This window comes from Sphingobium sp. SG1 (genome assembly GCF_057063145.1).
Window position 1 is genome coordinate 148999 of sequence record NZ_JBVVOJ010000005.1, and the last position, 25308, is coordinate 174306.

Genomic DNA, 25308 nt, shown 5'->3' on the forward strand with positions numbered 1-25308 from the left:
CGATAGCTCTTGGGCTGACGAAGCGGAATCATCCGACCTCCCTTCTTCTCGATTGCCGGCCGCCGCGCACATTTCCGGTCCGGCGCGCGCCAGGGACAGGAGATCGTGTGGCGAAAAAGATTTTCGTGCTCGGCGGCGACGGCTTTTGCGGCTGGCCGACAGCGTTGCATCTGTCCGAACTGGGCCATGAGGTCGTCATCATCGACAATCTTTCGCGTCGCCGGATCGACGCGGAACTGGGCGTCCACAGCCTGACGCCGATCGCCATGGTCGACCAGCGGCTGGATGCCTGGCATCAGGTCAGCGGGCGGACCATCCGGTTCCATTATCTCGACGTCGCCCAGGATTATGCCCGCCTCCTTGCCCTGCTGGCGGAGGAGCGCCCCGAAGTGATCGTCCATTTCGCCGAACAGCGCGCCGCCCCCTATTCGATGCGCGGACCGACCGAGAAGCGCTATACCGTCAACAACAATGTCGGCGGCACCCACAATGTCCTGACCGCGCTGGTCGCCTGCGACCTCGACGCGCATCTCGTCCATCTCGGCACCATGGGCGTCTATGGCTATGGCGGTGCCGGCTTCGAGATCCCCGAAGGCTATCTGACCGTCCAGATCCACGACGATGCCGGTGCCCCGCATGACTGGGAAATCCTATATCCGACCCGGCCGGGCAGCGTCTATCACATGACCAAGTCGATCGATCAGCTGCTGTTCCAATTCTATGCCCAGAATGACCAGCTGCGCATCACCGACCTGCACCAGGGCATCGTCTGGGGCACCCAGACGGCGGAGACGCGACGCCACCCCGCGCTCATCAACCGGTTCGATTATGAGGGCGAATATGGCACCGTGCTCAACCGCTTTCTGGTGCAGGCGGCGCTTGGCCATCCGCTGACCGTCCATGGCACCGGCGGCCAGACCCGCGCCTTCCTCAATATCCAGGACACGGTGCACTGCATTGCGCTCGCCGTCGCCCATCCGCCGGAGCGCGGCGACCGGGTCAAGATCATCAACCAGATCGCCGAAAGCCTGCGCGTGCGCGACCTTGCCCGGCTGGTATCCGACCTGACCGGGGCGGCAATCGAATATCTGCCCAACCCCCGCAAGGAAGCGGCAGAAAATGACCTCGACGTCAGCAACGCCACCTTCCGTGCGTTGGGCCTCGACCCGATCCTGCTGACCGACGGCCTGCTGGCCGAGACGCTGGAAATTTCCGCCCGTTATGCCGACCGCGTCGACCAGCGCCACATCCCGGCGCGCACGGCCTGGACGCGGGAGCAGCAGGCGGCGCTCGACCAGGCGGGGCCGATCGAGACGATCCGCCCCGTCCTGCCCGGCGTGGCGGGAGCGGGCCGATGAGATTATGGGTCATCTGCCTTCAGGCGCTGTTGTTCATCGGCCTGCTCATCGCGATCGGCCAGAGCGGCCTGTTCGACACGATCATGGGCCGCAACGTCCGGATGGGCGACCCTCTGTTCGAGGATTATCAGCGCGGCTCCATCCCCTTCATCGATGTCGATGGACGCGACGTGTTCGTCGCTCAGTCGCACCCGGACAATCCCCTGATCCTGTCCGGCTTTCCGGCCTATGCTAGCAAGGTCTTCCGCCTGCCGACAGACAGCCGGCCGCTCAGCGGCACCTATAATATCGCCTTCGCGACCGACGCCGTGCCCGATGCCGAGGGTGCGCTGCGGATCAGCATCAACGGGGTCAAGCGCGCCGACGTCGTGCTGAACCAGGGGCGTTTCAAGCGGCGTGCCAAGATCGAACTGACCCCCGCCGAACTGGCCTCAGGCCAGCTGGAGGTCAAACTGGCGCTGGTCGGGCGTGGCCCGATGGCCGAATGCACGCCCAATGAAGCGCTGGCCGCCGTCGTCACGATCCTGCCCGAAAGTGGCCTGCACCTCAAACTGGACAAGGCACCATCCACCACCCGCGACCGGCTCGCCTTGTGGGGCGACCTGATCCCGGTCAAATGGGACGAGGATGACAAGGTGGCGGATCTCGCCACCCTGCTCGCCGCCGCACGGCTGAGCGAGAAAGGCTATGGCATCTATTTCGGCGAAAGCGGCTATGCCGCCCAGGCACTGACCGACATCGACAAGGGCGCAGCCATCCGTCCCGGCCGGACGCAGGCGCTGCGCTATCCGGTCAGCCTGGTCAGCGCGATCGAGAATGGCGGCGCACGCCGCTTCGATCGGGAAACCACCTGGCGCTATCGCTATGATGTCGGGCAATTGCCCAATGGCGAACTGCCGTCCGCGCTCGACCTGCGCCTGCTGCTCGGGCCGATCGCCGAAACCCGCACCGCGCTGTTCGTGACGCTCAACGATCATCTGCTCTTCACCCGCACCCTGACCGACGAGGATCAGCGCTTCAGCCATTCGATCGCGCTGCCGACCGCCGATCATCTGGATCGCAACCAGTTGGAAATCACCCTGACCGCGCATGAGCGGGAAGAAATGCGGTGCGGCGCGCGCCGTCTGATCGCCGCGGAAATGCTGCCGGAAACCATCTTGCGGGGCGGCGGCGAACGGCTTGTGCCGGCGGTCGTCCAGTTGCGGGGCCTGCTTGCGGCCAATCGCCCGGTCGCCTTGAAGGCCGGCGCACTGACCGCACCGCAGGGACAGGCTGCGGCCCAGTTGCTGGGTCAGATGCGGCCAAGCGCCCTCGCCTTCGGCACCCAAAGGCCGGGCACCACGATGGAGGTGCTGACGGGCGACATTGCCGGCGCGCTGGCACGGGTCCGCCCCGCCGGACGGCAATGGCTGGTCCACTTCCCCGATGACCGGCGCGAAGGCGTGATGGTGGAACCCTTCGCGCGTGGTGCATCGGCGGCTAGGGCAGCCGTGGCCCTGCTGGTGACGGTCCATCGCCCGGTTCCCGTCCCGCCGCCCGCCACGCCGGCGACCACCCCGCTACGCGCAACAGCCCCTGCCCCCTGATGCCGCCGCCCCCGGATTATGACCGGACCCAGGCCAATTTCCAGTCGACGGACAGTTTCGCCGGCGGGCTGGCCCGCCCGGTATCGATGTTGCGCGCACCCGCTCTGCTGCTGACCTTCACGACCATCGCCCTGTTCCAGCTATGGTTGTTCGAACTGGGCTTTCTCGACCGCTTCTTCCGCACCCATGATTATGTGTTCGGCCCCTATCTGGGCTTCAGCGCGATCTCGATCCGGACCTTCATCTATTCCTATTTCATCTCCTTCTCGCTCTATGCGGCGGGATCGGTGCGGGCGCGCATCCTGCTCTGTCTCGACCTGTGCCTGCGCTACATGGCGCTCTGCACCATCCTCGACCTCGGCAGCGTGGCGCTGTTCGCCTATGTCGGCACCCCCTTTTCGCTGGCCGCGATCCAGATCATGGCGGGCCTTGCGGGCATGGCGGTCTTCGCCTTCGTCATCATCCGGCGCGGCACCATGCCTGCCCCGGTGCCGGTGCTGCGCGGTCCCCAGCCCAAGGGGCGCGCCCTCTACCGCCTCGCCATTGCCGGCACGATCGCGGCGATCATCGCCATCTGGGCGGCACAGCAACCGATCCTGCTGTTCGAGGAGATGCGCGACATCAGCCTGCTCGGCGGCATCGGTCCGGGCGTCATCCTGTTCGTGCTGCTGACCTTTGCCCAGCTCTACATCGTTGCCGTCACCGAGCGCTATCGCCTGTCGCGCCCCGACTTCGCCGCCCCGGTCAGCGTCATCGTGCCCGCCTTCAACGAGCAATATGTGATAGGCCAGACGATCCAGCATATCGACCGCGCCGCTGCCCATTATGGTGCGGAGGTCGAACTGATCGTGATGGACAATGGCTCGGTCGATGGCACGGCGGACATCGCCCGCGCCGTGATCGACGCCTGCTCCGCGCTCAAGGGGCGGGTCGTGCATGTCGCGACGCCCGGCAAGGCCCATGCCCTGAACGAAGGCGTGCTGCATGCGCGCCATCCGTTCATCGTGCGGATCGACGCCGACACGCTGGTGGGCGAGGATAATCTGACGCTGGCAATGCAGAATTTTGCCGATCCCGATGCCGGCGCGGTCGGCGGCGTGCCCTTGCCGCCAGGCGGCGCGATCTTCGATGCGGGGCGCCTGGTCGAGGTGATCGTCAAGCATGGCTATTATTCGCCCGCGCTCAGCGTCATGGCAGGGCTGGTCGGCATTCCAGGCATGTTCGTCATCTATCGGGCGGACGCGCTGCGCCGGGTCGGCCAGTTCGCCTCCGGCATGAATGGCGAGGATACCGACATCTCGTTGCGCATCGCCGAACTGGGCTATCGCACGCTGGTCGATCATCGGGTCAGCTATGTGTCCGAAGTGCCGACCAGCTTCGCCCATCTGCGCGAACAGCGGCTGCGCTGGTTCCGGTCGGTCTATCACGTCAGCGCGCGCGCCCATTCGCTCATCAGCGCGCCCGACTTCAGCATCCGCGGCAAGCTGGTCCTGCCCTATATGCTGATGAACACCGCGCGCCGGGCGATGATGATCCCGCTCGTCATCTTCGGCCTGCTCGAACTGTTCATCACGTCGAGATCGATCGCTTTGCCCCATTGGCAGGCGATCGTCGCCGTGCTGGTCGGATCCCCCATGGTTGCCGCGGCGATCGCGATCCTGGCGAATAATCGCCCCCGCGCCCTGCTGGCGCTGCCCCCCTACATCTTCTTCCGCGCGCTGCGCGCCTGGTACACGCTCGAATCCGCGCTCACCATCCCGATCACGTCGATGTCCACGCGCATCCAGATCGGGCGCGACCCTTGGCCGCAAAGCCCGCCGCCCGATCCGCTTCCCCCGCCATCCCCCCCTTCATCGCCGGAGGTCTCATGAAACAGATCGTCATTCCCGCCGCCCTGCTGGGCCTCGCCGCCATGCCCCAGGCCGGCTGGGCAAAGCCGGGTGACCTGTCGGTCGAGGGTGAACTCTCCTACGGGCTCGACGTGGTGCCACCCGACGTGGTCGACAACAGCCCCGATCAGGATCGGATCAAGTCGCTGTTCACCGGCGAAGTGGGCCTGGCCTATGATGCCGGCCCAGCGATCCTGCGCGCGTCCGCGGGCGCCCACATCTATCCCTCCGAAGCCGATTATAATCGCTATCCGCTGACCGTCGGCGCGCAGATCGACTGGCCACTGGCGGCCAGGGGGCGGACCAGGTTGCGCTTCCAGCCCAGCTATGAATATGTGCTGGGCGATGATGGCCGGGTGTTCGATCGTGCGCGCATGGATGTCCAGCTCATCCACCGCCACAATCCTGCCCACACCAGCACGGTGCGCCTGCGCTACGGCTATCGCAACCAGAGCGAACAGCGCTTCCAGGGCTATGACCAGAGCGAGTGGCTGGGCGAATTGCGTCATCTCTGGCGGCCGGGCGGCGGGCAGACCCGCATCATGGGGTCGCTATTGGGCCTGCATGCCAATGCGCAGGCCAACCGCTTCAGCTATAATGGCTATGGCACGATGCTGATCGCCCGCACGCCGCTGCGCGAGGGACTGGAAGTCTATGGCCGGCTCTATCTGGTCCATCGCAACTACAAGGCGGCCTTCTCCAACGCCTATCCCTTCAAGCGGGAGGATACGCAATTGCGCCTGACCGGCGGCGTCGAACAGGCGCTGACCCGGCGGATCAACCTGTTCGGCGAGGCCGGCTATGCCAGCGATGATTCCAACGTCCCCACCCGCGACTATAGCGGCTTCGTCGGCCGCATCGGCATCCGCTTCCACTGAGCGTGAAAATGCGGAGAAGCTCCGATCGGGCGCAAGCCCGGCAACGACCGGGGCCCACCCAGCATGCTCACGGGTTCCAGGGATCGTGACGATCATGCCTGATCCAGCGGGTGCATAGCCATTTCTGTCCCGCCATGACCGGCGCGCCCAGATGCACGGCGGCTTCCGCCGCCTGCCCCTGCGCATCGGTGTTGCGGAACAGCAGGGCATCGCCCTTCCGCCCCTTCACCGACAGGCCCAGCCGCGGGAAGATCGTTTCCCCGCCGGCATAGCCTTCGTTGAGATAGATCAGCATCGTCCATGCCCGCTGGTTGCGGACATGGGGCAGGCAATCATGATGCTGCCGATATTGCTGGCCGACGGCATAGCGCAGCAATGTCAGCGGCTCGCCGCCCGACAGCATCGTCCCGCTTGCCGCTGCAATCCGCCGGTTGATCGCCTGGATCACCACATCCTCGCGCGCCGGGCCGAAAATCCCGCCATCCGACGTGCGGATCGGATGCGGCATGGGCCGGCCACTGCGCGGATCGATCACCATCGCCGGTTCCAGCAGCGCCTGGCCTTCGCTGATGACATGATGGCATTCATCGGCCGTCAGGAACTGGCGGAACAGCCGGACATCCCAGCCGCCGGCCAGCGCTTCGCCCGCGGGCACGGCCACGGGCGCACCGTCCGGGGCCAATGCCATGCGTTCGATCAGCGCCCGTTGCTGCTGCGCGACCGGATCCCCCTGCGCCGCGATCTTCAACCGGGCCAGCGCCTCCGTCCAGTCGACCGGTCCGCCGCTGCCATTGGCGGTCAGCGCGATTTCCATCAGCGCCGCATCGACATGGCCGATCTCGACCGCGCGGCGCAGCAGGCCCCTCGCCCGCTCCAGATCGCGCGCCACGCCATGGCCCGCCAGATGCCAGGTGGCGAGGCAGAAGAGCGCGTCGACATCGCCCTGCGACGATGCCTGTTCCAGCCGGGCGACAGCCTGCGCCACTTGGCCGGATGCGGCCAGTTGCCGGGCATGGGAAACGGTGGGGGAAGTCATGGCCAAGCAGAAAACGAAAAGGGCCGGAAGTCAATCCGGCCCTCTCCCTTACAGCATGTCGCTGCGATCAGAACTTGGCGACGGCGCCGATATAGCCATAGCGGCCGCGGACGTCGTAGATGCCCGAACCCGCACCCACGCCGGTCAGGCCGAAGGGCGGTGCGCGGTTACCGATATTGTCGACACCGACATAGATGTTGAACTTTTCGGTCACGTCATAGCCCATACGTGCGTCATGATAGAAGACGTCGGGATATTTCTTGAGCGAGGCATAGTCCGCATTCTGCGGCGGCAGCCCGTTGACCGAGTTATAGTCCTCATAGGTGTTGAGGTACATCTTGTCGATCCAGCGCATCTGATAGCCGATCGTCAGCTTGCCGAACTTCACGTCGCCGTTGAAGTTGACCTGGTTCTTGGGATCGCCCAGTTCTTCCAGGATCTGGTTGCGGAAGCTCGGATCAGCCGGATTGAGATATTCGTTCCGCTTGATCATGCGCGTGTAGACCGTCTTGAAACCAGCCGAACCCCAGCTGAAATCATGACGATAGTTGAGTTCGGCGTTGATGCCTTCGGCGGTCAGCTTCGCATAGTTGAGCGTGGTCTGCTGCAACGAACCCTGAAGCACCTGATAGGCCGCTTCACCCGACGGACCTTCGGTCGCGCCGTTACGCGTGAACAGGCCGCAGAACGGATTGTCCAGATTGGGTGCGTCATAGCAGGCGTTCAGGATCTGCTGGGCCGACGGCGCGGTGATGACGTCGTCCACCTTGATGTTGAAATAGTCGACCGACAGCGACAGGCCCGGAATCCAGCGGGGCTGCAGAACGCCACCGACAGTCCAGCTGGTCGAGGTTTCTTCCCGCAGATTGGGGTTGCCGCCCGAAATCAGCTCGATCGACGAGGTGTAGACGAAGTCATAGTTGGTCGGCACGCCGGCCGCACGGCAATTGGCCTCGCGATAGGAGGAACCGGTGCCGATGTTGCGCAGCGAGCAGGGATCGTTCGGCGCAGGCGCGAAATTCTGGCTCTGCTCCGAATAGAGATCGACCACGTTGGGCGCACGGATCGCCTTGTTGTAGGTGCCGCGGAAGCGGATGTCCTGAACCGGGGTCCAGGTCAGTTCCGTGCCCCAGGTGTAGACGGTGCCGGTCGCGCCCTTATAGTCGGACACGCGGCCCGAGGCATTGGCGGTCAGTTCCTTGAAGAAGGGAACGTCCTTCAGGATCGGCACGCTGATTTCGCCGTACAGCTCCTTCACTTCGAACGCCGGGGCGCGGAAGGTCGGGATCGCGTTGTAGAAGGCGTAGCCCTGCTGGGTCAGCTCATCCAGGTCATAATAGACCTTCTCGCGGCGATATTCGCCACCGACCGAGAAGCCGACCGGGCCGCCGGGCAGTTCGAACCAGGCGCTGGTGTCGCCCGCCACGAAGCCGGACGCCACGAACTGCTTGATCTTGCCGGTCGCGACCGTGTCCATCAGCACATAGTTGCGCGCAGCCTGCGAGACCGAGCCCTGGCCGAAGGGATTGATCGGAACGCATGCCGCAATGTCGGCGGCCAGGATGGCCGCATCCGCGCCATAGTCGACCGTGCCGGCCGGATTCAGCTTCGAACGGCAGACGATGTTGCCGGCGGCGTCGCGGGTGGTGTCGATACCCAGGAGGTAGCGCTGGACGTTGACATTGCCCTTGACGACATTCTTCTCGCGATGCTCGCCATAGTTGACGGACAGTTCATAGTTCCAGTCGTCGTTGAAGTCGCCGCGGACACCGACGACAGCGCGATAGGTTTCACGACGGATGGCTTCGTCACGAATGCCGAAGTCGACCCAGTTGCGACGCAGGTTGAACCGGAACGTGCCGGCGTTGATCGCGGCGCGCTGCGCGTCGAGCTGCGCCGCCGTCAGGGCTGCGCCGGTATTGGCGTTGACGGTCGTCGCCAGCAACTGCTGGGTCAGGAGCGTGCGGGCCTGGTCCGACAGGAACGGGTTGTCGAGACGGATGCGTTCGCGACCGCCCGGATCGCCCAGCGTCGTGCCCTGCGAGAAGAAGGGACCGCTCTGCGAGCCATAGGCATCGGCCCGGACATATTTCGCTTCCCAGAAGGGCACGAAGGACGGGCTGAACTCATAATGGCCCATCAGGTTGACCGAAATGCGTTCCAGATTGGGGCTCAGCGCCAGCAGCTTGCCTTCGCGGCTGTTCGTGCCGTTGCCGCCGACATAATTGCCGTTGGGACCCAGGCCGATGCGTTCACCGGTCTGCGGCACCAGCGTGCCGTCGGGCTGGAACAGCATGTTGCAGACAAAGGCCGCGCCTACCGCATCACGACCGCAGGCCGCGTTGCCGGCGCTCTGGAAGATGCCGGTCTGGCCGCCCAGCGAGATGGTGGCCGAACGCACGTCGCGGAAGAACTGGCGGTCGAACACGCCGTCCGAACCGTTGGCGGTGCCGGCCGGGTCGGTGTCGACGACGATGAACGCATCATTCTGGCGCATGGTCGGACGGTTGGAACCGTAGAAATCGTCCGACTGGGCATATTCGACGTTGATCGCGATATTGCCGCGGCCATCGGCGAAATTCTTGCCCGCCAGGATCGAAGCATAGCGGTTGCCGGCGTCGCCATATTTGCTCGCGCCATTCTGGCCGCGCACCTGGACGCCTTCATAGTCCTGCTTCAGCACGAAGTTGACCACACCGGCGATCGCGTCCGACCCATAGACCGACGATGCACCGCCGGTCATCACGTCGACGCGCTCGATCAGGTCGGTCGGGAAGGTGTTGGTGTCGGGCGACACGCCGTTCGACAGGACGTCGGAACCGACATGGCGGCGACCATTGACCAGCACCAGCGTGCGCTGCGTGCCCAAGCCGTAAAGGTCGAGCAGGTTGAGGCCGCGCGTGCCCAGGAAGCGGGTCGAGTTCTGCTGGCTGAAGGTGCTGCGCAGCTGCGGCAGCTCGTTCAGCGTATCACCGACCGACAGTTGGCCCGTCTCGAAGAACTGCTCGCCCGAAATGGTGGTGATCGGCGCATTGGCTTCCAGATTCGGACGACGAATGCGCGAACCGGTCACGACGATCGACGACGCGACCTCCCCGGTCGCTTCCGGATTGCGATCGGCTTCGGTCGTCTGCGGCGTGGCGCTGCTCCCCTGCGCCATGGCCCCCGTTGCAAAGGCAAAACTGCCCGCCAGGGCAGTAAATGTCAGAAAGCTATATTTTTTCACGAAGCTTCGGTCCCTGTTCAGAAGGACGCGGGCCCTCTCCCGCGCCGCTGCGCACAGGGTGCCCCAACTGGGACGCAAGACAAGCGATATTGTAATATCCTTGTCACACATTGAAATTTTCGTGAAACATGTGACCGTCGTGCAACAGCATGACGCGCAACAAGATGTCACGCTCGCGCCCCACCGATGAGCGCGTAAGTCATTATGATTTCAGGAAAATGGTGCACCCGACATGAAAGCGATGGGCACTCAAATCATTGGGAAATTTCCGTATCTCTATTGGATTGAGTGCCGCTTTGCGCCGGAGTGGCTACCATACGGTGTCAGGATTCAGAATCCCGAAAGCCTTCCCTGGCTTATCGGTTAGCATGCGCTGGAATGGCTACGCCCCCTTGAGCATCAGATTTTCAGGCTGATTGGATCAGTTTTTTGCTATCCGGCCGGGGGGGGATTCGCAGAACACTCCATTTCCCGCAAGCGTGGACACAAATTCGCCTCAATCAGTTCGCCACATCAATGGTCAAGAAGATACGAGAACTGAAGATGGCCGATGGCCGTTGTGCGCTGTTTGTTGCACGCCATAACGGCATTTCGATGAGTGCCTTCACCTCCAGATTGCGCAAAGGGATGACCATTGATGAGGCCGCCACCACACCTCCACAAAACAAGCCATCGTCATAACCGCTGAAAATATCGGTCTCATTTCAAGATGTGTTTCGTTGCGGCTCTGATATAACGGCGGCATGCAAGACCACCTCCGTTATGCGGCCCTAGCCTCCTCCATGTCCGATGATGAACTGGTTGACGCTCATTCCACGATCGTTGACCCTGAAAATCTCACTGCTGAGCAGCAGGCGATCGTGGACGAATTGGTCCGTCGAAACTTCAACGCGACCAGTGCGGAACGATTGCGGCCCTAGGGAGGCTGCTTCCTAAATAGGTGATGGACGTCCACACCCTATCTGAAATTCTGACCACGACCGTCGGATGCGTAGCCACAACCGTGGACGCCTCCGACCACGACCTCAACGATCGCAGCGACCTTTCCCCTGCCGATCTGGCCGAACTGGGCCTCAGGCTTCCGCGCAATCCCTGCCCCGCCGGATGGTGGCAAACGACCGTCGATCAGGCAGAGCATCTGGACCAGCCCAGCTTCACTTCATCGTTCAATAAGGTCCGATGGTTCGCGTTGCGCAGCCTTGAGGATCAGGGCAGCCTGACCAACGATTCGGTCGAACTGGATCGCATCGAGAGCGAGCGGGAATACTGGTTGGGAAGGACGGAGGCGGACCACCTTTTCGAGATATTCCGCCTAGCGGCTGATCAGGCCGCGAACGTGGCCAATATTTGCCCAGCGCGCCAACGCCTCAATTCGGCTACGCGTTCGTAAGCTTGTTGCAGTTCGTGGGCCTTTACCAGTTCGTCAATATGAACGAGGGTTTCGAGGTTTGAGACGAGCGCAGCAGTGCCCTGCATATTGATGGTTGCGGCATTGTTCGCCGTGGTGCCGTAGTCGATGTCGACACCGATGATGCAGTTAGCGCCAAGGCTCATCGCTTTTTCAACAAGGATGGAGCGGGCTGCTGCCTCCCCTTTGTTGACCTTGTGGCTCATGCCCGACTTGACGTTGACCGCCCCGGTAAAGTCCGAAAATCCCTGACTGAATTCACTGAAAAATCCGGTTCCGACCGTTAGGTTCGCGGTGATCATCCCCTTGAACCGAACGTCGATCGATGCCGGAAGCCATGACATTGTGAACATGGGATAATCTACGATCAGCGACTGGATCACTTCAAGCTGCTCAGAAATCCTGCGATCAATTATGCTGTATGCTTCTTGAACCAATCCGGGACCACATTTCTCGCACAGATCGGGATAATTGGCCTCGTGAATAAAATTCACATAGGCGACCGTTTCAGGCGACTTGCGGGAATTTGGAAGTTTGAAGGTGGAACCCGGCGTAATCGCCGCGTTGCAATTCCGGCAAACGTCACTCATCACCGCCCCCACCCCCTCGATATGCGAACATGCTTAAGATTTTATTATTACGATGAAAATGTTTATTTCGGAATGTCGCGACCATGGCGCGCATAATGATAGAATCGAAGGCCGAACCACGTGATAGCCATCACGGCGCTGATCGCGGTCAAAATGGGCGTGATCGCCCCGGCCCACGAAGCCAGAGACATCAAAATGGGGCCAGCCCCCGCGACGTGATCCACAACCGTCTTCCCATGGCCAAACATCACAGCAGGTCGGCCGCGCTTTGCTCTACACCCACCGGCGCAAGGATCACGTTTCGAAGGTCCGTAGCGGTGTCGGGCGCAACCAGTCCAAACACGGAAGCGACGCCGAGCATGATAGAAATGTTGCGGCGATTGATCAGCGGCCAGACTTGGACAGCAGTCTGAACGAGAGCATGGAGGGTAGCCTTGCCCCATATGATTGGCTTGATGGTCATCCCGTATTTATGCCGATCCGCCCGAAAGTTAGGGCAAGACGAACTGAGTTAGATTGACCGGCGGACCCATCTAGCTAGGCTGATGGCGATCCCGGCGCGCACCCCTAATTCCCCCCGAATTTCGGTGACGCTGGGATCACCTATCCCATGACAAAAGGGTGGGCCGTAATGCCTTCTCAGAAATCGGAATACGCCCGCATGCGCCGCCTCGCAGTGGACGAAGAAGCGTCTGCCGATGAGGCCCAGCAACGCGGTGATGACATCATGCTGATTGATGCACACAGGCGTCGCGCAGCATATTTCAGGCGGCAGGCCGACTTACTTCGAACCGACGCAGCGGATTAGGTATCAGGTCGACGGGTCCATCAAGGCTGTCACGATTCCATACATCGAAGTGATCGCATCGACAGCCTGATCGCGAAATTCCTCCCAAGGCCGATCATCTCGAGCTATGCCCTTGGCCACTTCCTCAATGATCCGCTCGTCACGACTATCAAGTGCGGTGCGCAGGATATATTCGGCCACCCTCGCCATCTTGAAGCTGCCGTCCACCTGCACAAGCGTCCCGTGGGCGTCGACCGAGTCATCGCCCAATTGGTGGCGCAGTTCGCGAACCGCTGCATCAACTACCTGCTGGCGAAAATCATCCATGGCTGATCCTCCGATGTTCGCCCGCCATTCAAACGGACCTGCATCGGAGGCGCAAGTCAGTCAGCGTCCCAAGCAGCGATGATACCGAACAGCCGCGCCCTTTCTTGCTCAAGCTGGATGTTGCTGCCGGTCAGGATCGAAACATGCTGGGCGATGATCTGTGCGGTCACATAGTCCAGTGCATCAGCGGTGTGAGCGTTGGCCGCATCAGCGGTTTCCACCACCTTGGCCTGCATGGCCTCGATCGCGAGTAGGCTGGTTTCGACGATCTCACGCTGGGTAAGATTTGGATTGGTATAGTTTGTCATGCGTATATTTAGGCGGACACGCTTCCTCGCCCGCCTGAAATCAGATGAAGGTCCATTTCAGCCGCAGATTGCTGAAGCTGAAATTGGTATAGCTGCCGCTGAGCGTGCGCGTGTAATAGTCGCCCTGATTGACGATGCCGGTGTCGGTGCTGCCTCTGAAAGCGACAACTTCCACCGTCACATTGCCCGTGTATGTGTCGGCAGCCGGTGCATCGAACACGGTCGTCATCGCCGAACCGAATGCCAGCGAACCATAGGTGCCCAGCAAATTGCCAGACCATCCGGTGCTTGCGATGATATTGCCATTCTTCCTCAGCAAGACATTCACGCCACCGTCGTTCGCGTAGTCGGTGTAGAGCGGCTTGGCGCGATTGAGCTGCTCGACCTGCTCCAGGGTGCGCCAGAACGCAGTGATCTCCGTGCGATCGGCGCCGATGTTGCTGGACCAACCCTCTTCGCCGGATTCGAGCGCTGCCTCGCGCGTAATATAGCGGGCGAAACGGCTGGCTTCACCCGGCCGCCACGCTCTCCCGCGCCCCCCGCACAAGCCGCGACTTTTCCACTGGACGTAAAGCGAGCGGGATCCATGTTTCCCATGACGTGATGGCGAAAACCAGGTGAAGGAACGCAGCCCATTCGCGGGCCGGTGAAACAGATTACGCGCCGCTCGATCCGATATTCGCGGTCGTTCAGACTCCGCGACTCGAATCCGGAAACGCAGCCGCTGCTGCAGTTCACGATCTTCTCGGAACCGCTTCAGCAACGTCAGCTTCAGCAGGCTGGCGGTTTCTCGATCGGACCGACGCTCGCGGGCGGCGCGGTTGCGCGCGCTGCGGACTGCTGCGCATCCAGCCGCGATCTGCTCATTTTGGCGAATGATATCGGCAACTGGGCGAAGCATCTGAACCGTCTGAATTGAGTTGTTGAAAGGGGGGTGGTCGTCCGTGTTGTTGGCCGTTGGCCAAACAACACTTTTACGCGCACCACCCCCCTTTCTCTTTCGCCCTATTAAACGGCCCTAATGGTGGTGGATGCGCGACCCATGCGCACATTCTAAGCCTCTGTAGAAAACCATCGAATGGGTCGCGCTCAGGCTTAGCAAGTCATGCTGGTCGTAACGTGCACGTGGGTCGCCCGTCAGGTACGATGATCGCCGGCCGTGCTCTGTCGAAAAATAGTGCACATGGGTCGCGCAGCGTGCCGCGCCTGAATGCGGCACGAGATGCGCATGAGCACAAGCCGCGCACAATCATTGGCCGCCAGCCTCCAGCAACGATCTGCAGAGTATGATCGACGGCTGTCGCAAATCGACGACGAGTTGGGCGAGCTCAATCGGCTTGCCGCAGCAGCCGGCAAACGCCGCGGCGACAAAAAGCCCGGCGGCGACGATACACAGAAGTATCGGCTAGGTTCGATCTTTTCTGTGCTGTCGAGCAGGTTCATCGAACTCGATGACCTGGCACTCCTGGGGCTACTCGCGGACGCTCATTATACCGTTACGCTGCTTCATTTCTCGACCATCGACGATGGCGCCAGCCTTCTCGATGTCTTTAATCAGCTTCTCTTGGACCCGATCCTCGCGCGAAAATTTCGTGAAGAGGGGGCTACGCTGCCGCCGGCAGCCCTGCGCGCGCGCGAACTCCCCATCCCACGGGACCTGATCGAGAGCCCGGATTACTCAGCACGGCTCGCAAATGAGAAGCTCATCCATGCAGGTCTGGATACCACTCTAATCGCACTCGTCGAGAAGACGTGGATCGATTTTTGCAACGCACCTCAACTTAGCGCCCATTCAGCCATGCTATCGAGTCTGCAGCAATCCGCAGATCCGGAAGAACGATCTTTCTATCTCAGGATCATGGCCGGCCACCACCGCAGCGCTCTTTGGCATATGCGGAAATCCGGCCCACCTGGTCGCCTAACGATCAAGGCCTGCCTGGATATCATTCTGGTCCAGACACTGATTTTCAACGCACGCGATGTACAGTCAACGATCGCAGATATTCAGTTGGCCCTAGTGCAGCCCGCCTACGGACTTGTTGCACCAGCTGAAGGCTATATCCGCGCGAGCGGCCTTACCGGGGTCTTCAAGAAAGTGGCCGAGACGGCAGAAAGATGCCTCCGCGGCTACATGACCCGTCCTGAACGGGACGCACACCGATGCGAACGCATTGCTGCCAGGAAACCGGGAAAACCAGTTCCAAAACCACGATATGCCACGCCCAAGGGGAGCATTGCGAAAACGCTGGCCCCCGTAGTCGAGGCCAGACTGGCAAAAATGCAGTGGCGTATGCGTGTCAAGCTCCGTCGGCAGCTGGATCATTTTATCGAATTTGCGCGCGAAAAGCTGGCCTCCTCGCCCCATCTCTTTCCATCGATGCCAGTCTCAATAGAAGGATCAAGTGATAAAAATGGCAACAGGAAAACTGTAGACCTAACAAAGAAACTGGCCACAGGTGCCCGCTATTCAGGCTTGTCCCCACTGGAATGCTCCGCCGTAAGTATTTGCCGTTTCGTGCATTCGGCCATTTTTCTGAGCCAAGCGTTCGAACACGCCGCCACGGTATATGCTCTCACTGGGCAATTGCCATATAATCTTGATGGCCAACTGCCCGGCTTCGACAAAAGCAAAATGCCACGCGGCGCAAAAAATCATATCAAGCTCCTGCTGGATTCATATCGCCGGGTTATCCTCGAGGATTCAGCTTTTGGCGCGAAATCGGGTCGCCGAGATCCGATTGCGTCGTTTGATAATCAAGGTGTGGCACCGGTTGATGCGGCGATCGAGTGGCTATCGACGATGGGACCGCGCGTAAATGCGGACCACTCCGGTGATATCAATGATGAGCGCAGAACGTTCTATCTGCTCGATGTGCTTCCTGACATCCGCCTCAGCCGATAGATCAGAAAGTGCACATGGGTCGCGCAGAGCCGGGCCGGCAATCTCGCCATGGAATAGGCCATGGCGAGACCGGTCAAACTCTGCGGAAAGGTGTCTGGCGGCAGTTCAGCGAGCAACGCCGAACCCAACATAAAAACCTCTCGACGAAGCGATTATCAGGTGCAATCCGACCTCAAATGTTCTAATTTTGTTCTCGAAGATGAGGTTGCTTTCCTGGATCGTCTCCTCGGTTTCGAAATCGCCGCACTCTTCGAACACTGAAAAGTTGCGGTCAGTCAGAGGGCCGCATGCAGCACGATTTTCAGGGCAAGAGCGTTTTCGTTTATGCTCGGGTTTCGACCACCAGGCAGGAGAAGAACGACCTCTCTCTGCCTGATCAGATTGCCAGCGCAGAGCGTTGGATCCAGGAAAACGACGCGACATGCGTCCGGGTTTTCTCCGAGGCCGGAAGCGCCACTGATGACGAGCGCCGCGCCTTTCGCGAAATGATCGCTCTGGCTGAAGCCGACGATCACCCTGTCGACATCATCCTCGTTCATTCATTGTCGCGCCTGTTTCGCAATGCCTTGGACTTCATGCAGTATCGCGAACGCCTGCGCCGACGAAAAATCCGCATTGTCTCGATTACGCAGAATTTTGGCGATGATCCCGCATCGGACATGGCCGTGTCGATGCTGGCGATTTTCGACGAATACCACTCAGCTGAAAACAGCAAGCATGTCCGCAGAACTATGATCGCGAACGCCGTCAACGGGTTCTGGAACGGTCAGACCCCGCCGCTTGGGTTCCGCACTTACGTTGTTCCGCAACCGCGCGGCAAGGACCGCAAAAAGTTGGAGCATGATCCTGAAACGGTCGACCTCATCCGTTGGATATTTGAGAAATATCTGCATGGAAACGAGGATGGCCCCGTCGGCATCACGAAACTCGCTCAACTGCTGAATCAACGGGGCGAACGGATCCGCGGGAAGCGGTTTAGCGTTTCCAACGTCCATAATATCCTGACCAACACCGCCTATTGCGGATACGTCATGTTCAATCGGCGCGACTCGCGCACGCGTGAACAGCGTCCCGAGAACGAGTGGGTGCCAATCCCGGTCCCGCCTATCGTGTCCGAGGATGTTTTCTACGCTGTAAAAAAACAGATGGCCGATCGCGATCCCAGGATGGGCGCGGCTGCGCAGAAGACGAACACCAACCTTCTGACTGGTCGCGCCGTTTGCGGATGCAATGGCGATGGCTGCGGCGGGGGTTTAGGCACCGCGACAGGAAAATCTGGCCAATATCGCTATTATGCTTGTGCCGCGCGGGTAAAGCAGGGTGCCGAGAGTTGCAAAGGCCGCCGCATCCCTATGTCGACACTCGACGAAATCGTGGTGGATGCTGTTGGTGAACATCTGACAGACCCTGACCGCCTGAACCTCCTGTTGCAGACTTGGCTGGATCGATCGCAAACCGCCGTCGCCGAACGCCAGGTCGAATTGAAACGGTTGCGAACGAAACTGACACAGCTTGAAGGTGAAAGCGCCAGAGTCATCAAGCTCGTCAGAGCCGGTATCTGCAGCCCTGAGGACCCGCAGATCGCCAGCGAACTCTCAAATATCCGCGCTCAGCGGGCCAGCACAGAAGCCGATCTGGCTGTCCTTGAACGCCAACTCGAAGCAGGCGACCGCAGGATAACTCCTGCCATTATCGCTGCCTTTGGCCAGCTTCTCGATAAAAATTTGCGAGGCTCGGATCCGAAGCTGCGCCGTGAGTACGTCCAATTGCTGGTCGACCGCGTCGAAGTCGGCAACCGCCAAATCCGAATCTTGGGTCGCAATGACATGCTCGAACGAGCGGTCATCGCGTCACAGGCACCGAAAGCCTTGGTGCCCAAAGCTGAACGGAAATGGTGCACCCGACGGGATTCGAACCCATGGCCCTCAGATTAGGAATCTGATGCTCTATCCTGCTGAGCTACGGGTGCACGCAGCGCCGGCTCTATTATGCGCGGCGCGCGCGGTCAATTCTTCGCTTCGGGCGGAATCACCGGAAAGGGCAGTTGGGCGACATTGATGCCTTCCTCGGCCAGTGCCTTGGCCTCGGCCGGGGCGACCTCGCCATGGATGCTGCCCTTGTCCTGCTCGCCATAATGCATGGCCCGCGCCTGCTCGGCAAAGCCGCGCCCGACCCAGGTCGAGCCTTCCAGCACCTTCTTCTGCGCGTCCGCCAGTGCTTCGACCAGCGCGCGCATCTTCGCCTCGTCCGGCCCGGCCGCGACCGGCGCCGTCTCCGCTGCGGCCGCCGGTTGCTGCTGCTGCGACGGCACGATCTCGCGCCGCTGGTTGCCCTTGGCCGCCACCGCCGGCGCCATCAGCGCCTTGCCGACCCGCGTGTCGCCGCATAGCGGACAGGCCAGCAGGCCGCGTTCCTTCTGGTCCGCATAGTCTGCGCTGGAACCGAACCAGGCCTCGAAGACATGGCCCTGGCCCTCGCACTTAAGGTCGAAAACGATCACCTGATCTCAACATCCTGCGGTATCACGCGCCGATTGGCGATAGCGGGCACCCGCCCGCGCACCGCCTCTACGCGGGTCAGGTCAAGATCGGCAAGGGCCAGCCCCGCCCCCTCGCCCATGTCCAGCAGCACATCGCCCCACGGATCGACCACCAGGCTATGGCCATAGGTGGTGCGCCCGTCCTGATGCTCGCCCGCCTGCGCGGCAGCGATCAGGAAGCAGCCCGCCTCGATCGCGCGGGCGCGCAGCAGGACGTGCCAGTGCGCCTGTCCGGTCGGCACGGTGAAGGCCGCCGGCGCCAGCAGTACGGTCGCACCCGCATTGGTCAGCGCCCGGTAGAGATCGGGAAAGCGCATGTCGAAGCAGATGGAAAAGCCCATCCGCGCCCAGGGCGTATCGACCGCCACCACGCTTTCCCCCGGCCCATAGACCGAGGATTCGCGCCAGCTTTCGCCCGATGCCAGGTCGACGTCGAACAGATGGATCTTGTCGTAGCGCGCTCGTATTTCGCCCTGATCGTCGATCATGAAGCTGCGATTGGCCCAGCGCCCGTCGCTGCGCGCATCTTTCAGTGGCAGCGATCCGATATGGACCCACAGCCCCTCGCGCGCCGCCGCTTCGCGCACCGCGGCCAGCACGATATCATCCGCCTCGCCGCCCAGCGTTGCCGCCGCGCGCTTGCGATCCCGGTCCAGATAGCCCGCCATTTCCGGGGTGAAGAGCATGTCCGCCCCCTCCCCCTTGGCGCGCGCCGCCGCATCCACGATCGCGGCCGCATTGGCGGCCGGGTCGATCCCGGTCGTCATCTGGAAGATCGCGGCGCGCATCGGGCGTTACAGACCCAGCAACGGGTCGAGCTTGCCTTCGCGGTTCAGCGCGGCGAGATCGTCGCTGCCGCCGATATGCTGACCGTCGATGAAGATCTGCGGCACGGTGGTGCGTCCGGGCGCCCGCTCCAGCATTTCCTCGCGCTTGGGACCGCCCAGCGAGATATCATATTCCTCGAAGGCAACACCCTTGCCCTCCAGCAGTGCCTTGGCCCGCGCGCAATAGCCGCACCAGTCCTTGGTATAGATTTCGACCTTTGCCATTATCTCGGTAAAACTCCTTTCCCCCGAAATTGGGGGGAATGCGCGCTTTGTCAATCGTCGCCGGTTCTGGGTAACGCCCGCGCCCAGCAGAGCAGATGCACCTCGCGCGCGCCGCCGGCCTTCAACAGCTTCGCGCAGGCTGCCGCCGTCGCTCCGCTGGTATGGACATCATCGACCAGCCATATCACCCGTCCCGCCAGCCCATGGTCCGGCCCCAGTGCAAAGGCGCCGCGCACCGCCTGCGCCCGCTGTTTCGGATTCATCCCCCGCAGCGGCTGCGTCCGCTTCACCCGGCGCAGGCCATGCTTGTCCACCGCCAGACCCGTCAACCGCCCCAGATGATCGGCGATCAGCGCCGACTGGTTGAAACCCCGCCCCCACAGCCGCCAACGATGCAGCGGCACAGGCACGATCAGCGCGTCCTCCATCTCCGGCCGCACATGGCGCAGCATCTGCCCCGCCACCAGCCCGGCCAGGCCGATCCGCCGCCCATATTTCAACCGCAGCGCCACGGTCCGCGCGACATCGCCATAGGCCAGCACCGCCCGCGCGCTGTCGAACGGCGGCGGATTGGCCAGGCAGGCGCCACAGGCCGCGCCCTCGCCCATCTCATGCTCGAACGGCAGGCCACAGCGCGCGCAGCAGGGCGGCCCCAGAAACCGCATCCCGCTCCAGCAATCCAGGCAGAATCCATGATCCGCGCCGACGATCGCGCCGCATCCGGGGCAGCGGGGCGGAAGGGCATAATCCATGACCGGACGCATCACGGTCTTGAGAAGCGGGACCAGCGACATCATCTGCCTTGTCCCCGCTTCGTCCCCGATGCACAAGGCCCGCCATGACTGCCCCCGAAATCCGCCCCGATATTTTCGACCGCGCCCTGCGCGCCCGCCACCGCGACCGGATGCTCGGCGCCTTTGCCGATCACGACTTCCTCCACCGCGCGATGCTGGACGAACTGCTCGAACGGCTGGCCGATGTGCAGCGCGACCTGCCCGAAGTCCTGCTGATCGGCTGCCCGGACGGCAGCGCGAAGGCCGCGCTCGAAGCCATGGGCAAGCGCGTCGCCTGCGCCGATCCCGGTTTCCTCGCCGCGCAGCGGGCCGGCGGCGTGCAGGCGGATGAGGACGCCCTCCCCTTTGCCGACAATAGTTTCGACCTGGTCATCGCCTGCGGCACGCTCGACAGCGTCAATGATCTGCCCGGCGCGCTGATCCTGATGCGCCGCGTGCTGCGGCCTGACGGGCTGATGCTCGCCGCCTTTGCCGGCGCAGGCAGCCTGGCCCGCCTCAAATCCGCCCTGCTCGCGGCCGAAGGCGACCGGCCCGGCCAGCATGTCCATCCCCAGGTCGATGTCCGCTCGGCCGGCGATCTGCTGAGCCGCGCCGGCTTCGCCATGCCGGTCGCCGATGGCGAGACGCTCAATATCCGCTATGGCGACATCGTCCGGCTGATGCATGATCTGCGCGGCATGGGCGCGGGCAATGCGCTCGCCACCCGCCCGCCGGCCCTGTCGCGCGATGTGCTGATGCGCGCCGCCGCCCATTTCGCCAACGCCGCCGATCCCGACGGCCGCACCGCCGAACAGATGGCGCTCATCTATCTGTCCGGCTGGAAACCCGACGCCAGCCAGGCCGCCCCCGCCCGCCGCGGCAGCGCCACCGTCTCGCTGGCCGCCGCGCTCAAGGGCAAGGACTGATCCTCAGGCCGCGACGCTCAGGAAGCGGGATCGCTTGCCCCGGTTATAGTCGCGATAGAAGGCCATGAACTCGTCCGCCGGCAGCGCCTTGGCATAATACCAGCCCTGCGCGAACTGGACGCCGGCCTTGCGGACATAGGCATCCTGTTCGCGCGTCTCCACCCCTTCGGCGATCAGGTTCAACTTCAGCGCCCGCCCCATCCCGATGATATGGGGCGTGACCACGCTGGCCGCCGCATCCCGGCCGATCGCATCGATGAAGCATTTGTCGATCTTGAGCGCGTCGAGCGGCAATGTCTCCAGCAGCGACAGGCTGGAATAGCCGGTGCCGAAATCGTCGATCGCCATCAGATGCCCGGCATCGCGCGCACGGGCAATGGTCGCGCGGGCCGTGTCCGGATTGATCAGGCTGCGCTCGGTCACCTCCAGCCAGATCTGGCCCGGCGCGATGCCGGCCTTGGCTATCTCGCGCTCCAGCACGTCCAGGAAGCGGCCGCTTTCCAGGTCGCGCGCGGAGATGTTGATCGCCACATGCACATGCTGCTCCGCCAGCAGCATGGCGTGCAGATCCGACACCACCTGCTCGATCACATGGTCGGTAATGTCCAGGATCAGCCCGCTCTGCTCGGCCAGCGGGATGAACAGGTCGGGCGCTATCCACCGGCCATCGGGCCGCCGCCACCGCACCAGCGCCTCGGCGCCCACGCAATAGCCAGTCGCAAGCTCGATCAGCGGCTGGTAATGAACCTGGAACTCGCGCTTGCGGATGGCCAGCTTCAGTTCCTTTTCCGGCGACAGGCGCTGGCGCGACACCCACAGGATCAGCAGCATCAGGATCGCGGACGCCACCAGTCCGATCGGCAACAGCAGGCGCATCTCGCTGCCCAGCTTCGCATCGATGGCGCTGCGGTCGGCAATGGCAAAGCCGGTCAGGTCGCCGCGCTGCACCGACGCATAGATGTCCGTATCGTCTATCCCGGTCATCGCCTGCCGGCTCAATTGTCCCACCAGCCCGTCATTGGCCCGCCCGGTAATGGCGATCAGCGTCCCCTGCCGCGTCGCGATGCCCAGGATCATGTGGCTGTCGGACAAGACATCGACCAGCCGCTGCGGCAGGATCAGCACATTATGGTCGCGATAGCCCAACACCATCACCTCGCGGGCATGGCTGATGCGCGGCTTCACATGCAGATGAAGCGCATAACCGCCCGCCAGCGTCGCCGAAGGCGTCCCGCGCCCGATGACGACATCCGCCGGCACCTTGCCCCAACCGGTGCAGGCCAGCCGATCGCCATCATAATGGCCCACCTCCTCCACCGCCCCGCTGTCGATCGCCAACTGGCGCATCCGCTCGATATGGCCGACGGAACAATCGCCCTCGCCGACCTGCGCCAGCACATCCTTGGCGTCGGTCAGCACCTGTTCGGCGCGCAGCAGCGTCCAGTTGGCATATTCCTGCATATGCGCGCGCTCGGCGGCGATCGCCCGCTCGCGCGAAAAATGGACGGTCAGTGCCAGTGGAATGACGATCGCCAATATCGCCAGCATCAGGGCCAGAAAGATAATGATCCGTCGCCGCAAGTCCGGCCCCCATCTTCATTCGCCATCGGAGCAGCAAAACCTGCGCCGTCAGCAGAGCAAAGACGAGTATTTATTTTGTTAACGGCCTGTCCTTGCGCGCGAAAGCGCAACGCCCTGTCGCCCTGATGCTCAGCGCAGGCTCAGATAGAGGGTGATGGTCGCCAGCGAGGCGATGGTGGAGACCAGCACCGCCCGCGCGGTGATGCCCGCTTCCCGGCCATAGAATTCGGCGACCATGAACGGGCCGGTGCCGGTCGGCAGCGCCGCCATCAGCACCGCCGTCGCCGCCAGCGCCGGCGGCAGGCGGAAGACCAGCGCCAGCGCCCCGGTCAGCAGCGGCTGCGCCAGCAATTTCATGCCGACCAGAAACCCCACCGCACCCGCCGGCGGCGGCGCGCCCTCCCGCTTTTCGGCAATGAACAGGCCCAGCGCGACCAGCGCACAGGGCGACGCCGCACCGCCCAGCAGCGCCAGGAACTTGTCCAGCGGCGCCGGCAGCGGAATGGCAAAGGCCAGGAACAGCCCACCGGCCAGCGGCGCGACCAGCAGCGGATTGGTCGCCAGCGACCGTGCGACCTTGGCCATCATGTGCCCCGGCCGCCGCTCGCTCTGCATCCCGATCTCGATCAGGATCAGCGCCACCGCAAACAGCAGGCAGACGGTAATGATCGTCGCCACCAAAGTCGGTGCCAGCGATGCCGGCCCCAATATCGTCACCGCCAGCGGAAAGCCGATGAAGCCGGTATTGGCATAGCCCGCGTTCAACCCGTCGACCGTCGCATCCGCCAGATGCCGTCCCCCGCGTCGCCGCAGCATCAGCGTCGCGGCAAAGCTCAGCCCTGCGCCGATGCCGAAGACGGCAAGGAAACCGGGCTGCCAGATGTCGCTCCATCGCGCCTTGGCGACAATGTCGAACAGCAGCGCCGGCAGCGCCAGCCACACCACGAAGCGATTGAGCTCGCCGGTCGCATGCTGCCCCAGCACGCCGCTCCTGCGGGCAATCCATCCCGCCCCGATCAGCGCGAAGATGGGCAGGACGATCAGCAGCACGGACAACATCGGACGGACTTTCGGGACAGCGGAAACAGCGCTCGCCTACGCCGCCCAATCGATGCATACCAATGCCATTACATGGAATGATTGATACCGATTCCGTATGATTGATATTCGCCAGCTCCGCTATTTCGTCGCCGTCGCCGAAACGCTGCATTTTGGTCGCGCGGCCGAGCGGCTGCACGTGACCCAGCCGCCGCTCAGCCGCCAGGTGGCCGCGCTGGAACAGGAACTGGGCGTCCGCCTGATCGAGCGGCATTCGCGGCGCGCCGTGCTGACCCCGGCCGGCGCCCGCTTCCTGGAGGATGCCCGGCAGATCATCGCCGCGCTCGACCGCGCCTGCCGCGATGCCCGCGCCTGGCAGTCCGGCGATCTTGGCGAACTGACGATCGGCTTCATGATGCATGCCGCCTATAGCAGCGTGCCCCTGCTCACCCGCCGCTTTGCCACCGCCCATCCCGACGTGACGCTGCACCTGCGCGAAACGCTGCCAATGATGCTGGCCGACGGCGTGATGGAGGGGCGCTTCGACGCCGCCATCGGCTTCGATCCCGGTGCCCGGCGCGGCCTCGTCACCAGCCCGCTCTATCGTGAGCCGCTCGCCGCCGTCGTCCCGTCGGACCATCATCTCGCCAGTGCCAGCGCCCTCACCCCCGACCAGTTGGCCGGCGAACGCTTCATCCTCTCGCCCGCGGATGTGACACCCACGCTGCGTCGCGCGATCCTGGGCTGGCTGGCCGCGCCGCCCGCCATATTGCTCGAAACCCAGTTGCAGCAGACGATCGTCAGCCTGGTGGGCGAAGGGCTGGGCGTCGCGATCGTGCCGGAATCGCTGCGGCGCCTCGCCATGACCAGCGTGCGCTTCGTGCCGCTGGTCGACGCGCCGATGATCGAGCAGTTGCTGATGGTCCGCCCCGACGCCCGCAATCCGGCGCTCACCCATCTGCGCGCGATCGCCGACAGCCTCCAGCCCGCATGAAACGGTCCGCTGTCCTACAGCGCGCCGAACTGCCATGATCGCGCCCGGCTCTTTCTCAACTCAGGCAAGCGGGACGACGCAAGGAAATTTCCAACCATCGACATAAAATG

At 62.8% G+C, this 25308-nt stretch carries 25 protein-coding genes, 1 tRNA gene and 2 pseudogenes; 12 read left to right on the forward strand and 16 right to left on the reverse strand.

Translation table 11 applies throughout. The annotated features are described in order from the left end of the window. The first annotated feature begins 107 nt into the window (after window positions 1-107). From AC0KVN_RS13470 to AC0KVN_RS13485, 4 genes are read left to right on the forward strand one after another with little or no spacing between them, the layout of a single operon-like run. Complete coding sequence (locus tag AC0KVN_RS13470) at window positions 108-1358, forward strand: NAD-dependent epimerase/dehydratase family protein (protein WP_435568485.1); 1251 nt, start codon at window positions 108-110, stop codon at window positions 1356-1358. Then, entirely contained in the window at window positions 1355-2944 is a 1590-nt protein-coding gene (locus AC0KVN_RS13475) for a cellulose biosynthesis cyclic di-GMP-binding regulatory protein BcsB (RefSeq protein WP_435568484.1), read from the forward strand. Before AC0KVN_RS13470 ends, AC0KVN_RS13475 begins: the two co-directional genes overlap by 4 nt. After that, window positions 2944-4815 carry a glycosyltransferase family 2 protein gene (locus AC0KVN_RS13480; protein ID WP_435568483.1) on the forward strand — a complete coding sequence of 624 codons (1872 nt, stop codon included), beginning with the start codon at window positions 2944-2946 and terminating at the stop codon, window positions 4813-4815. The genes AC0KVN_RS13475 and AC0KVN_RS13480 overlap by 1 nt, the downstream gene beginning before the upstream one ends. After that, a complete protein-coding gene (locus tag AC0KVN_RS13485; protein WP_483656144.1) occupies window positions 4812-5711 on the forward strand; it encodes a hypothetical protein in 900 nt (299 codons plus the stop codon). Before AC0KVN_RS13480 ends, AC0KVN_RS13485 begins: the two co-directional genes overlap by 4 nt. 67 nt (window positions 5712-5778) lie before the next feature. Here AC0KVN_RS13485 and AC0KVN_RS13490 read toward each other — a convergent pair whose 3' ends face one another. After that, window positions 5779-6747, reverse strand: a complete 969-nt coding sequence (locus AC0KVN_RS13490; RefSeq protein WP_435568482.1) for a 2OG-Fe(II) oxygenase — start codon at window positions 6745-6747, stop codon at window positions 5779-5781. A 67-nt stretch (window positions 6748-6814) separates the two neighbouring features. Then, entirely contained in the window at window positions 6815-9907 is a 3093-nt protein-coding gene (locus AC0KVN_RS13495) for a TonB-dependent receptor domain-containing protein (protein ID WP_017500208.1), read from the reverse strand. 582 nt (window positions 9908-10489) lie between these two features. Between AC0KVN_RS13495 and AC0KVN_RS13500 the strand changes: the two genes are divergently transcribed. Next, complete coding sequence (locus AC0KVN_RS13500) at window positions 10490-10654, forward strand: hypothetical protein (protein ID WP_155282070.1); 165 nt, start codon at window positions 10490-10492, stop codon at window positions 10652-10654. 262 nt (window positions 10655-10916) lie between these two features. Then, on the forward strand, window positions 10917-11363 hold the full coding sequence (locus tag AC0KVN_RS13505) for a hypothetical protein (RefSeq protein ID WP_278392345.1): 447 nt from the start codon (window positions 10917-10919) through the stop codon (window positions 11361-11363). Here AC0KVN_RS13505 and AC0KVN_RS13510 read toward each other — a convergent pair. From AC0KVN_RS13510 to AC0KVN_RS13530, 5 genes are all read right to left on the reverse strand, one after another. Continuing rightward, window positions 11297-11971 (reverse strand): heavy metal-binding domain-containing protein, encoded by a 675-nt coding sequence (locus AC0KVN_RS13510; protein ID WP_278392343.1) that lies wholly within the window; start codon window positions 11969-11971, stop codon window positions 11297-11299. The two genes, AC0KVN_RS13505 and AC0KVN_RS13510, sit on opposite strands and share 67 nt — an antisense overlap. Before the next feature lie 247 nt (window positions 11972-12218). Continuing rightward, on the reverse strand, window positions 12219-12434 hold the full coding sequence (locus AC0KVN_RS13515) for a hypothetical protein (protein ID WP_375187487.1): 216 nt from the start codon (window positions 12432-12434) through the stop codon (window positions 12219-12221). A 348-nt stretch (window positions 12435-12782) separates the two neighbouring features. After that, entirely contained in the window at window positions 12783-13085 is a 303-nt protein-coding gene (locus tag AC0KVN_RS13520; protein ID WP_278392340.1) for a hypothetical protein, read from the reverse strand. Window positions 13086-13141: 56 nt separating this feature from the next. Continuing rightward, window positions 13142-13393 (reverse strand): hypothetical protein, encoded by a 252-nt coding sequence (locus tag AC0KVN_RS13525; RefSeq protein WP_278392339.1) that lies wholly within the window; start codon window positions 13391-13393, stop codon window positions 13142-13144. A gap of 40 nt (window positions 13394-13433) precedes the next feature. Then, window positions 13434-14294, reverse strand: a complete 861-nt coding sequence (locus AC0KVN_RS13530; protein ID WP_435568481.1) for a hypothetical protein — start codon at window positions 14292-14294, stop codon at window positions 13434-13436. 327 nt (window positions 14295-14621) lie between these two features. Here AC0KVN_RS13530 and AC0KVN_RS13535 point away from each other — a divergent pair, with 327 nt between their 5' ends. From AC0KVN_RS13535 to AC0KVN_RS13545, 3 genes and pseudogenes are all read left to right on the forward strand, one after another. After that, window positions 14622-16295, forward strand: a complete 1674-nt coding sequence (locus AC0KVN_RS13535; RefSeq protein WP_483656146.1) for a hypothetical protein — start codon at window positions 14622-14624, stop codon at window positions 16293-16295. 60 nt (window positions 16296-16355) lie between these two features. Then, complete coding sequence (locus AC0KVN_RS13540) at window positions 16356-16556, forward strand: hypothetical protein (RefSeq protein ID WP_139149913.1); 201 nt, start codon at window positions 16356-16358, stop codon at window positions 16554-16556. A gap of 26 nt (window positions 16557-16582) precedes the next feature. Further along, window positions 16583-16990 (forward strand): annotated as a pseudogene (locus AC0KVN_RS13545) (recombinase family protein); the annotation flags it as partial. A 3-nt stretch (window positions 16991-16993) separates the two neighbouring features. On the opposite strand, the gene AC0KVN_RS13550 reads toward AC0KVN_RS13545, so the two are convergent. Next, window positions 16994-17290, reverse strand: a complete 297-nt coding sequence (locus AC0KVN_RS13550; protein ID WP_435568479.1) for a hypothetical protein — start codon at window positions 17288-17290, stop codon at window positions 16994-16996. Here AC0KVN_RS13550 and AC0KVN_RS13555 point away from each other — a divergent pair. Then, window positions 17183-17671 (forward strand): annotated as a pseudogene (locus AC0KVN_RS13555) (recombinase family protein); the annotation flags it as partial. The gene AC0KVN_RS13550 and the pseudogene AC0KVN_RS13555 overlap by 108 nt on opposite strands. A gap of 219 nt (window positions 17672-17890) precedes the next feature. Here the strand turns inward: AC0KVN_RS13555 and AC0KVN_RS13560 are convergent. The 6 genes from AC0KVN_RS13560 to AC0KVN_RS13585 form a co-directional block, all read right to left on the reverse strand. Then, window positions 17891-18097 (reverse strand): hypothetical protein, encoded by a 207-nt coding sequence (locus AC0KVN_RS13560; protein ID WP_435568478.1) that lies wholly within the window; start codon window positions 18095-18097, stop codon window positions 17891-17893. 90 nt (window positions 18098-18187) lie between these two features. Beyond that, window positions 18188-18264, reverse strand: a tRNA-Arg gene (locus AC0KVN_RS13565). Window positions 18265-18300: 36 nt separating this feature from the next. Further along, the gene (locus AC0KVN_RS13570; protein WP_435568477.1) at window positions 18301-18795 is read right to left on the reverse strand and encodes a DUF1178 family protein; all 495 of its coding nucleotides are present in this window, start codon (window positions 18793-18795) and stop codon (window positions 18301-18303) included. Next, on the reverse strand, window positions 18792-19622 hold the full coding sequence (locus AC0KVN_RS13575) for a carbon-nitrogen hydrolase family protein (RefSeq protein WP_435568476.1): 831 nt from the start codon (window positions 19620-19622) through the stop codon (window positions 18792-18794). The genes AC0KVN_RS13570 and AC0KVN_RS13575 overlap by 4 nt, the downstream gene beginning before the upstream one ends. A gap of 6 nt (window positions 19623-19628) precedes the next feature. After that, window positions 19629-19886: a glutaredoxin 3 gene (grxC, locus tag AC0KVN_RS13580; RefSeq protein WP_010335902.1), complete on the reverse strand. Its 258-nt coding sequence runs from the start codon at window positions 19884-19886 to the stop codon at window positions 19629-19631. A gap of 50 nt (window positions 19887-19936) precedes the next feature. Further along, the gene (locus AC0KVN_RS13585; protein WP_435568475.1) at window positions 19937-20683 is read right to left on the reverse strand and encodes a double zinc ribbon domain-containing protein; all 747 of its coding nucleotides are present in this window, start codon (window positions 20681-20683) and stop codon (window positions 19937-19939) included. A 41-nt stretch (window positions 20684-20724) separates the two neighbouring features. Between AC0KVN_RS13585 and AC0KVN_RS13590 the strand changes: the two genes are divergently transcribed. After that, window positions 20725-21585, forward strand: coding sequence for a class I SAM-dependent methyltransferase (locus tag AC0KVN_RS13590; RefSeq protein ID WP_483656147.1), 861 nt, complete (start codon window positions 20725-20727; stop codon window positions 21583-21585). A 3-nt stretch (window positions 21586-21588) separates the two neighbouring features. Here the strand turns inward: AC0KVN_RS13590 and AC0KVN_RS13595 are convergent, their stop codons facing one another. After that, window positions 21589-23166, reverse strand: a complete 1578-nt coding sequence (locus AC0KVN_RS13595) for an EAL domain-containing protein (protein ID WP_435568473.1) — start codon at window positions 23164-23166, stop codon at window positions 21589-21591. Window positions 23167-23295: 129 nt separating this feature from the next. Further along, window positions 23296-24225, reverse strand: a complete 930-nt coding sequence (locus tag AC0KVN_RS13600) for an AEC family transporter (protein WP_435568472.1) — start codon at window positions 24223-24225, stop codon at window positions 23296-23298. A gap of 97 nt (window positions 24226-24322) precedes the next feature. Between AC0KVN_RS13600 and AC0KVN_RS13605 the strand changes: the two genes are divergently transcribed. Further along, window positions 24323-25198 carry a LysR family transcriptional regulator gene (locus AC0KVN_RS13605; RefSeq protein ID WP_435568471.1) on the forward strand — a complete coding sequence of 292 codons (876 nt, stop codon included), beginning with the start codon at window positions 24323-24325 and terminating at the stop codon, window positions 25196-25198. Window positions 25199-25308 lie beyond the last annotated feature (110 nt).

What these genes read in the sequence shown, in the direction of transcription:
- AC0KVN_RS13475 (WP_435568484.1), top strand. Translation starts at nt 1,355, where the DNA reads ATGAGATTATGGGTCATCTGCCTTCAGGCGCTGTTGTTCATCGGCCTG.
- AC0KVN_RS13480 (WP_435568483.1), top strand. Translation starts at nt 2,944, where the DNA reads ATGCCGCCGCCCCCGGATTATGACCGGACCCAGGCCAATTTCCAGTCG.
- AC0KVN_RS13485 (WP_483656144.1), top strand. Translation starts at nt 4,812, where the DNA reads ATGAAACAGATCGTCATTCCCGCCGCCCTGCTGGGCCTCGCCGCCATG.
- AC0KVN_RS13490 (WP_435568482.1), bottom strand. Translation starts at nt 6,747, where the DNA reads ATGACTTCCCCCACCGTTTCCCATGCCCGGCAACTGGCCGCATCCGGC.
- AC0KVN_RS13495 (WP_017500208.1), bottom strand. Translation starts at nt 9,907, where the DNA reads ATGGCGCAGGGGAGCAGCGCCACGCCGCAGACGACCGAAGCCGATCGC.
- AC0KVN_RS13500 (WP_155282070.1), top strand. Translation starts at nt 10,490, where the DNA reads ATGGTCAAGAAGATACGAGAACTGAAGATGGCCGATGGCCGTTGTGCG.
- AC0KVN_RS13505 (WP_278392345.1), top strand. Translation starts at nt 10,917, where the DNA reads ATGGACGTCCACACCCTATCTGAAATTCTGACCACGACCGTCGGATGC.
- AC0KVN_RS13510 (WP_278392343.1), bottom strand. Translation starts at nt 11,971, where the DNA reads ATGAGTGACGTTTGCCGGAATTGCAACGCGGCGATTACGCCGGGTTCC.
- AC0KVN_RS13515 (WP_375187487.1), bottom strand. Translation starts at nt 12,434, where the DNA reads ATGACCATCAAGCCAATCATATGGGGCAAGGCTACCCTCCATGCTCTC.
- AC0KVN_RS13520 (WP_278392340.1), bottom strand. Translation starts at nt 13,085, where the DNA reads ATGGATGATTTTCGCCAGCAGGTAGTTGATGCAGCGGTTCGCGAACTG.
- AC0KVN_RS13525 (WP_278392339.1), bottom strand. Translation starts at nt 13,393, where the DNA reads ATGACAAACTATACCAATCCAAATCTTACCCAGCGTGAGATCGTCGAA.
- AC0KVN_RS13530 (WP_435568481.1), bottom strand. Translation starts at nt 14,294, where the DNA reads ATGCTTCGCCCAGTTGCCGATATCATTCGCCAAAATGAGCAGATCGCG.
- AC0KVN_RS13535 (WP_483656146.1), top strand. Translation starts at nt 14,622, where the DNA reads ATGAGCACAAGCCGCGCACAATCATTGGCCGCCAGCCTCCAGCAACGA.
- AC0KVN_RS13540 (WP_139149913.1), top strand. Translation starts at nt 16,356, where the DNA reads ATGGCGAGACCGGTCAAACTCTGCGGAAAGGTGTCTGGCGGCAGTTCA.
- AC0KVN_RS13550 (WP_435568479.1), bottom strand. Translation starts at nt 17,290, where the DNA reads ATGGACGTTGGAAACGCTAAACCGCTTCCCGCGGATCCGTTCGCCCCG.
- AC0KVN_RS13575 (WP_435568476.1), bottom strand. Translation starts at nt 19,622, where the DNA reads ATGCGCGCCGCGATCTTCCAGATGACGACCGGGATCGACCCGGCCGCC.
- grxC (WP_010335902.1), bottom strand. Translation starts at nt 19,886, where the DNA reads ATGGCAAAGGTCGAAATCTATACCAAGGACTGGTGCGGCTATTGCGCG.
- AC0KVN_RS13585 (WP_435568475.1), bottom strand. Translation starts at nt 20,683, where the DNA reads ATGATGTCGCTGGTCCCGCTTCTCAAGACCGTGATGCGTCCGGTCATG.
- AC0KVN_RS13590 (WP_483656147.1), top strand. Translation starts at nt 20,725, where the DNA reads ATGACTGCCCCCGAAATCCGCCCCGATATTTTCGACCGCGCCCTGCGC.
- AC0KVN_RS13600 (WP_435568472.1), bottom strand. Translation starts at nt 24,225, where the DNA reads ATGTTGTCCGTGCTGCTGATCGTCCTGCCCATCTTCGCGCTGATCGGG.
- AC0KVN_RS13605 (WP_435568471.1), top strand. Translation starts at nt 24,323, where the DNA reads ATGATTGATATTCGCCAGCTCCGCTATTTCGTCGCCGTCGCCGAAACG.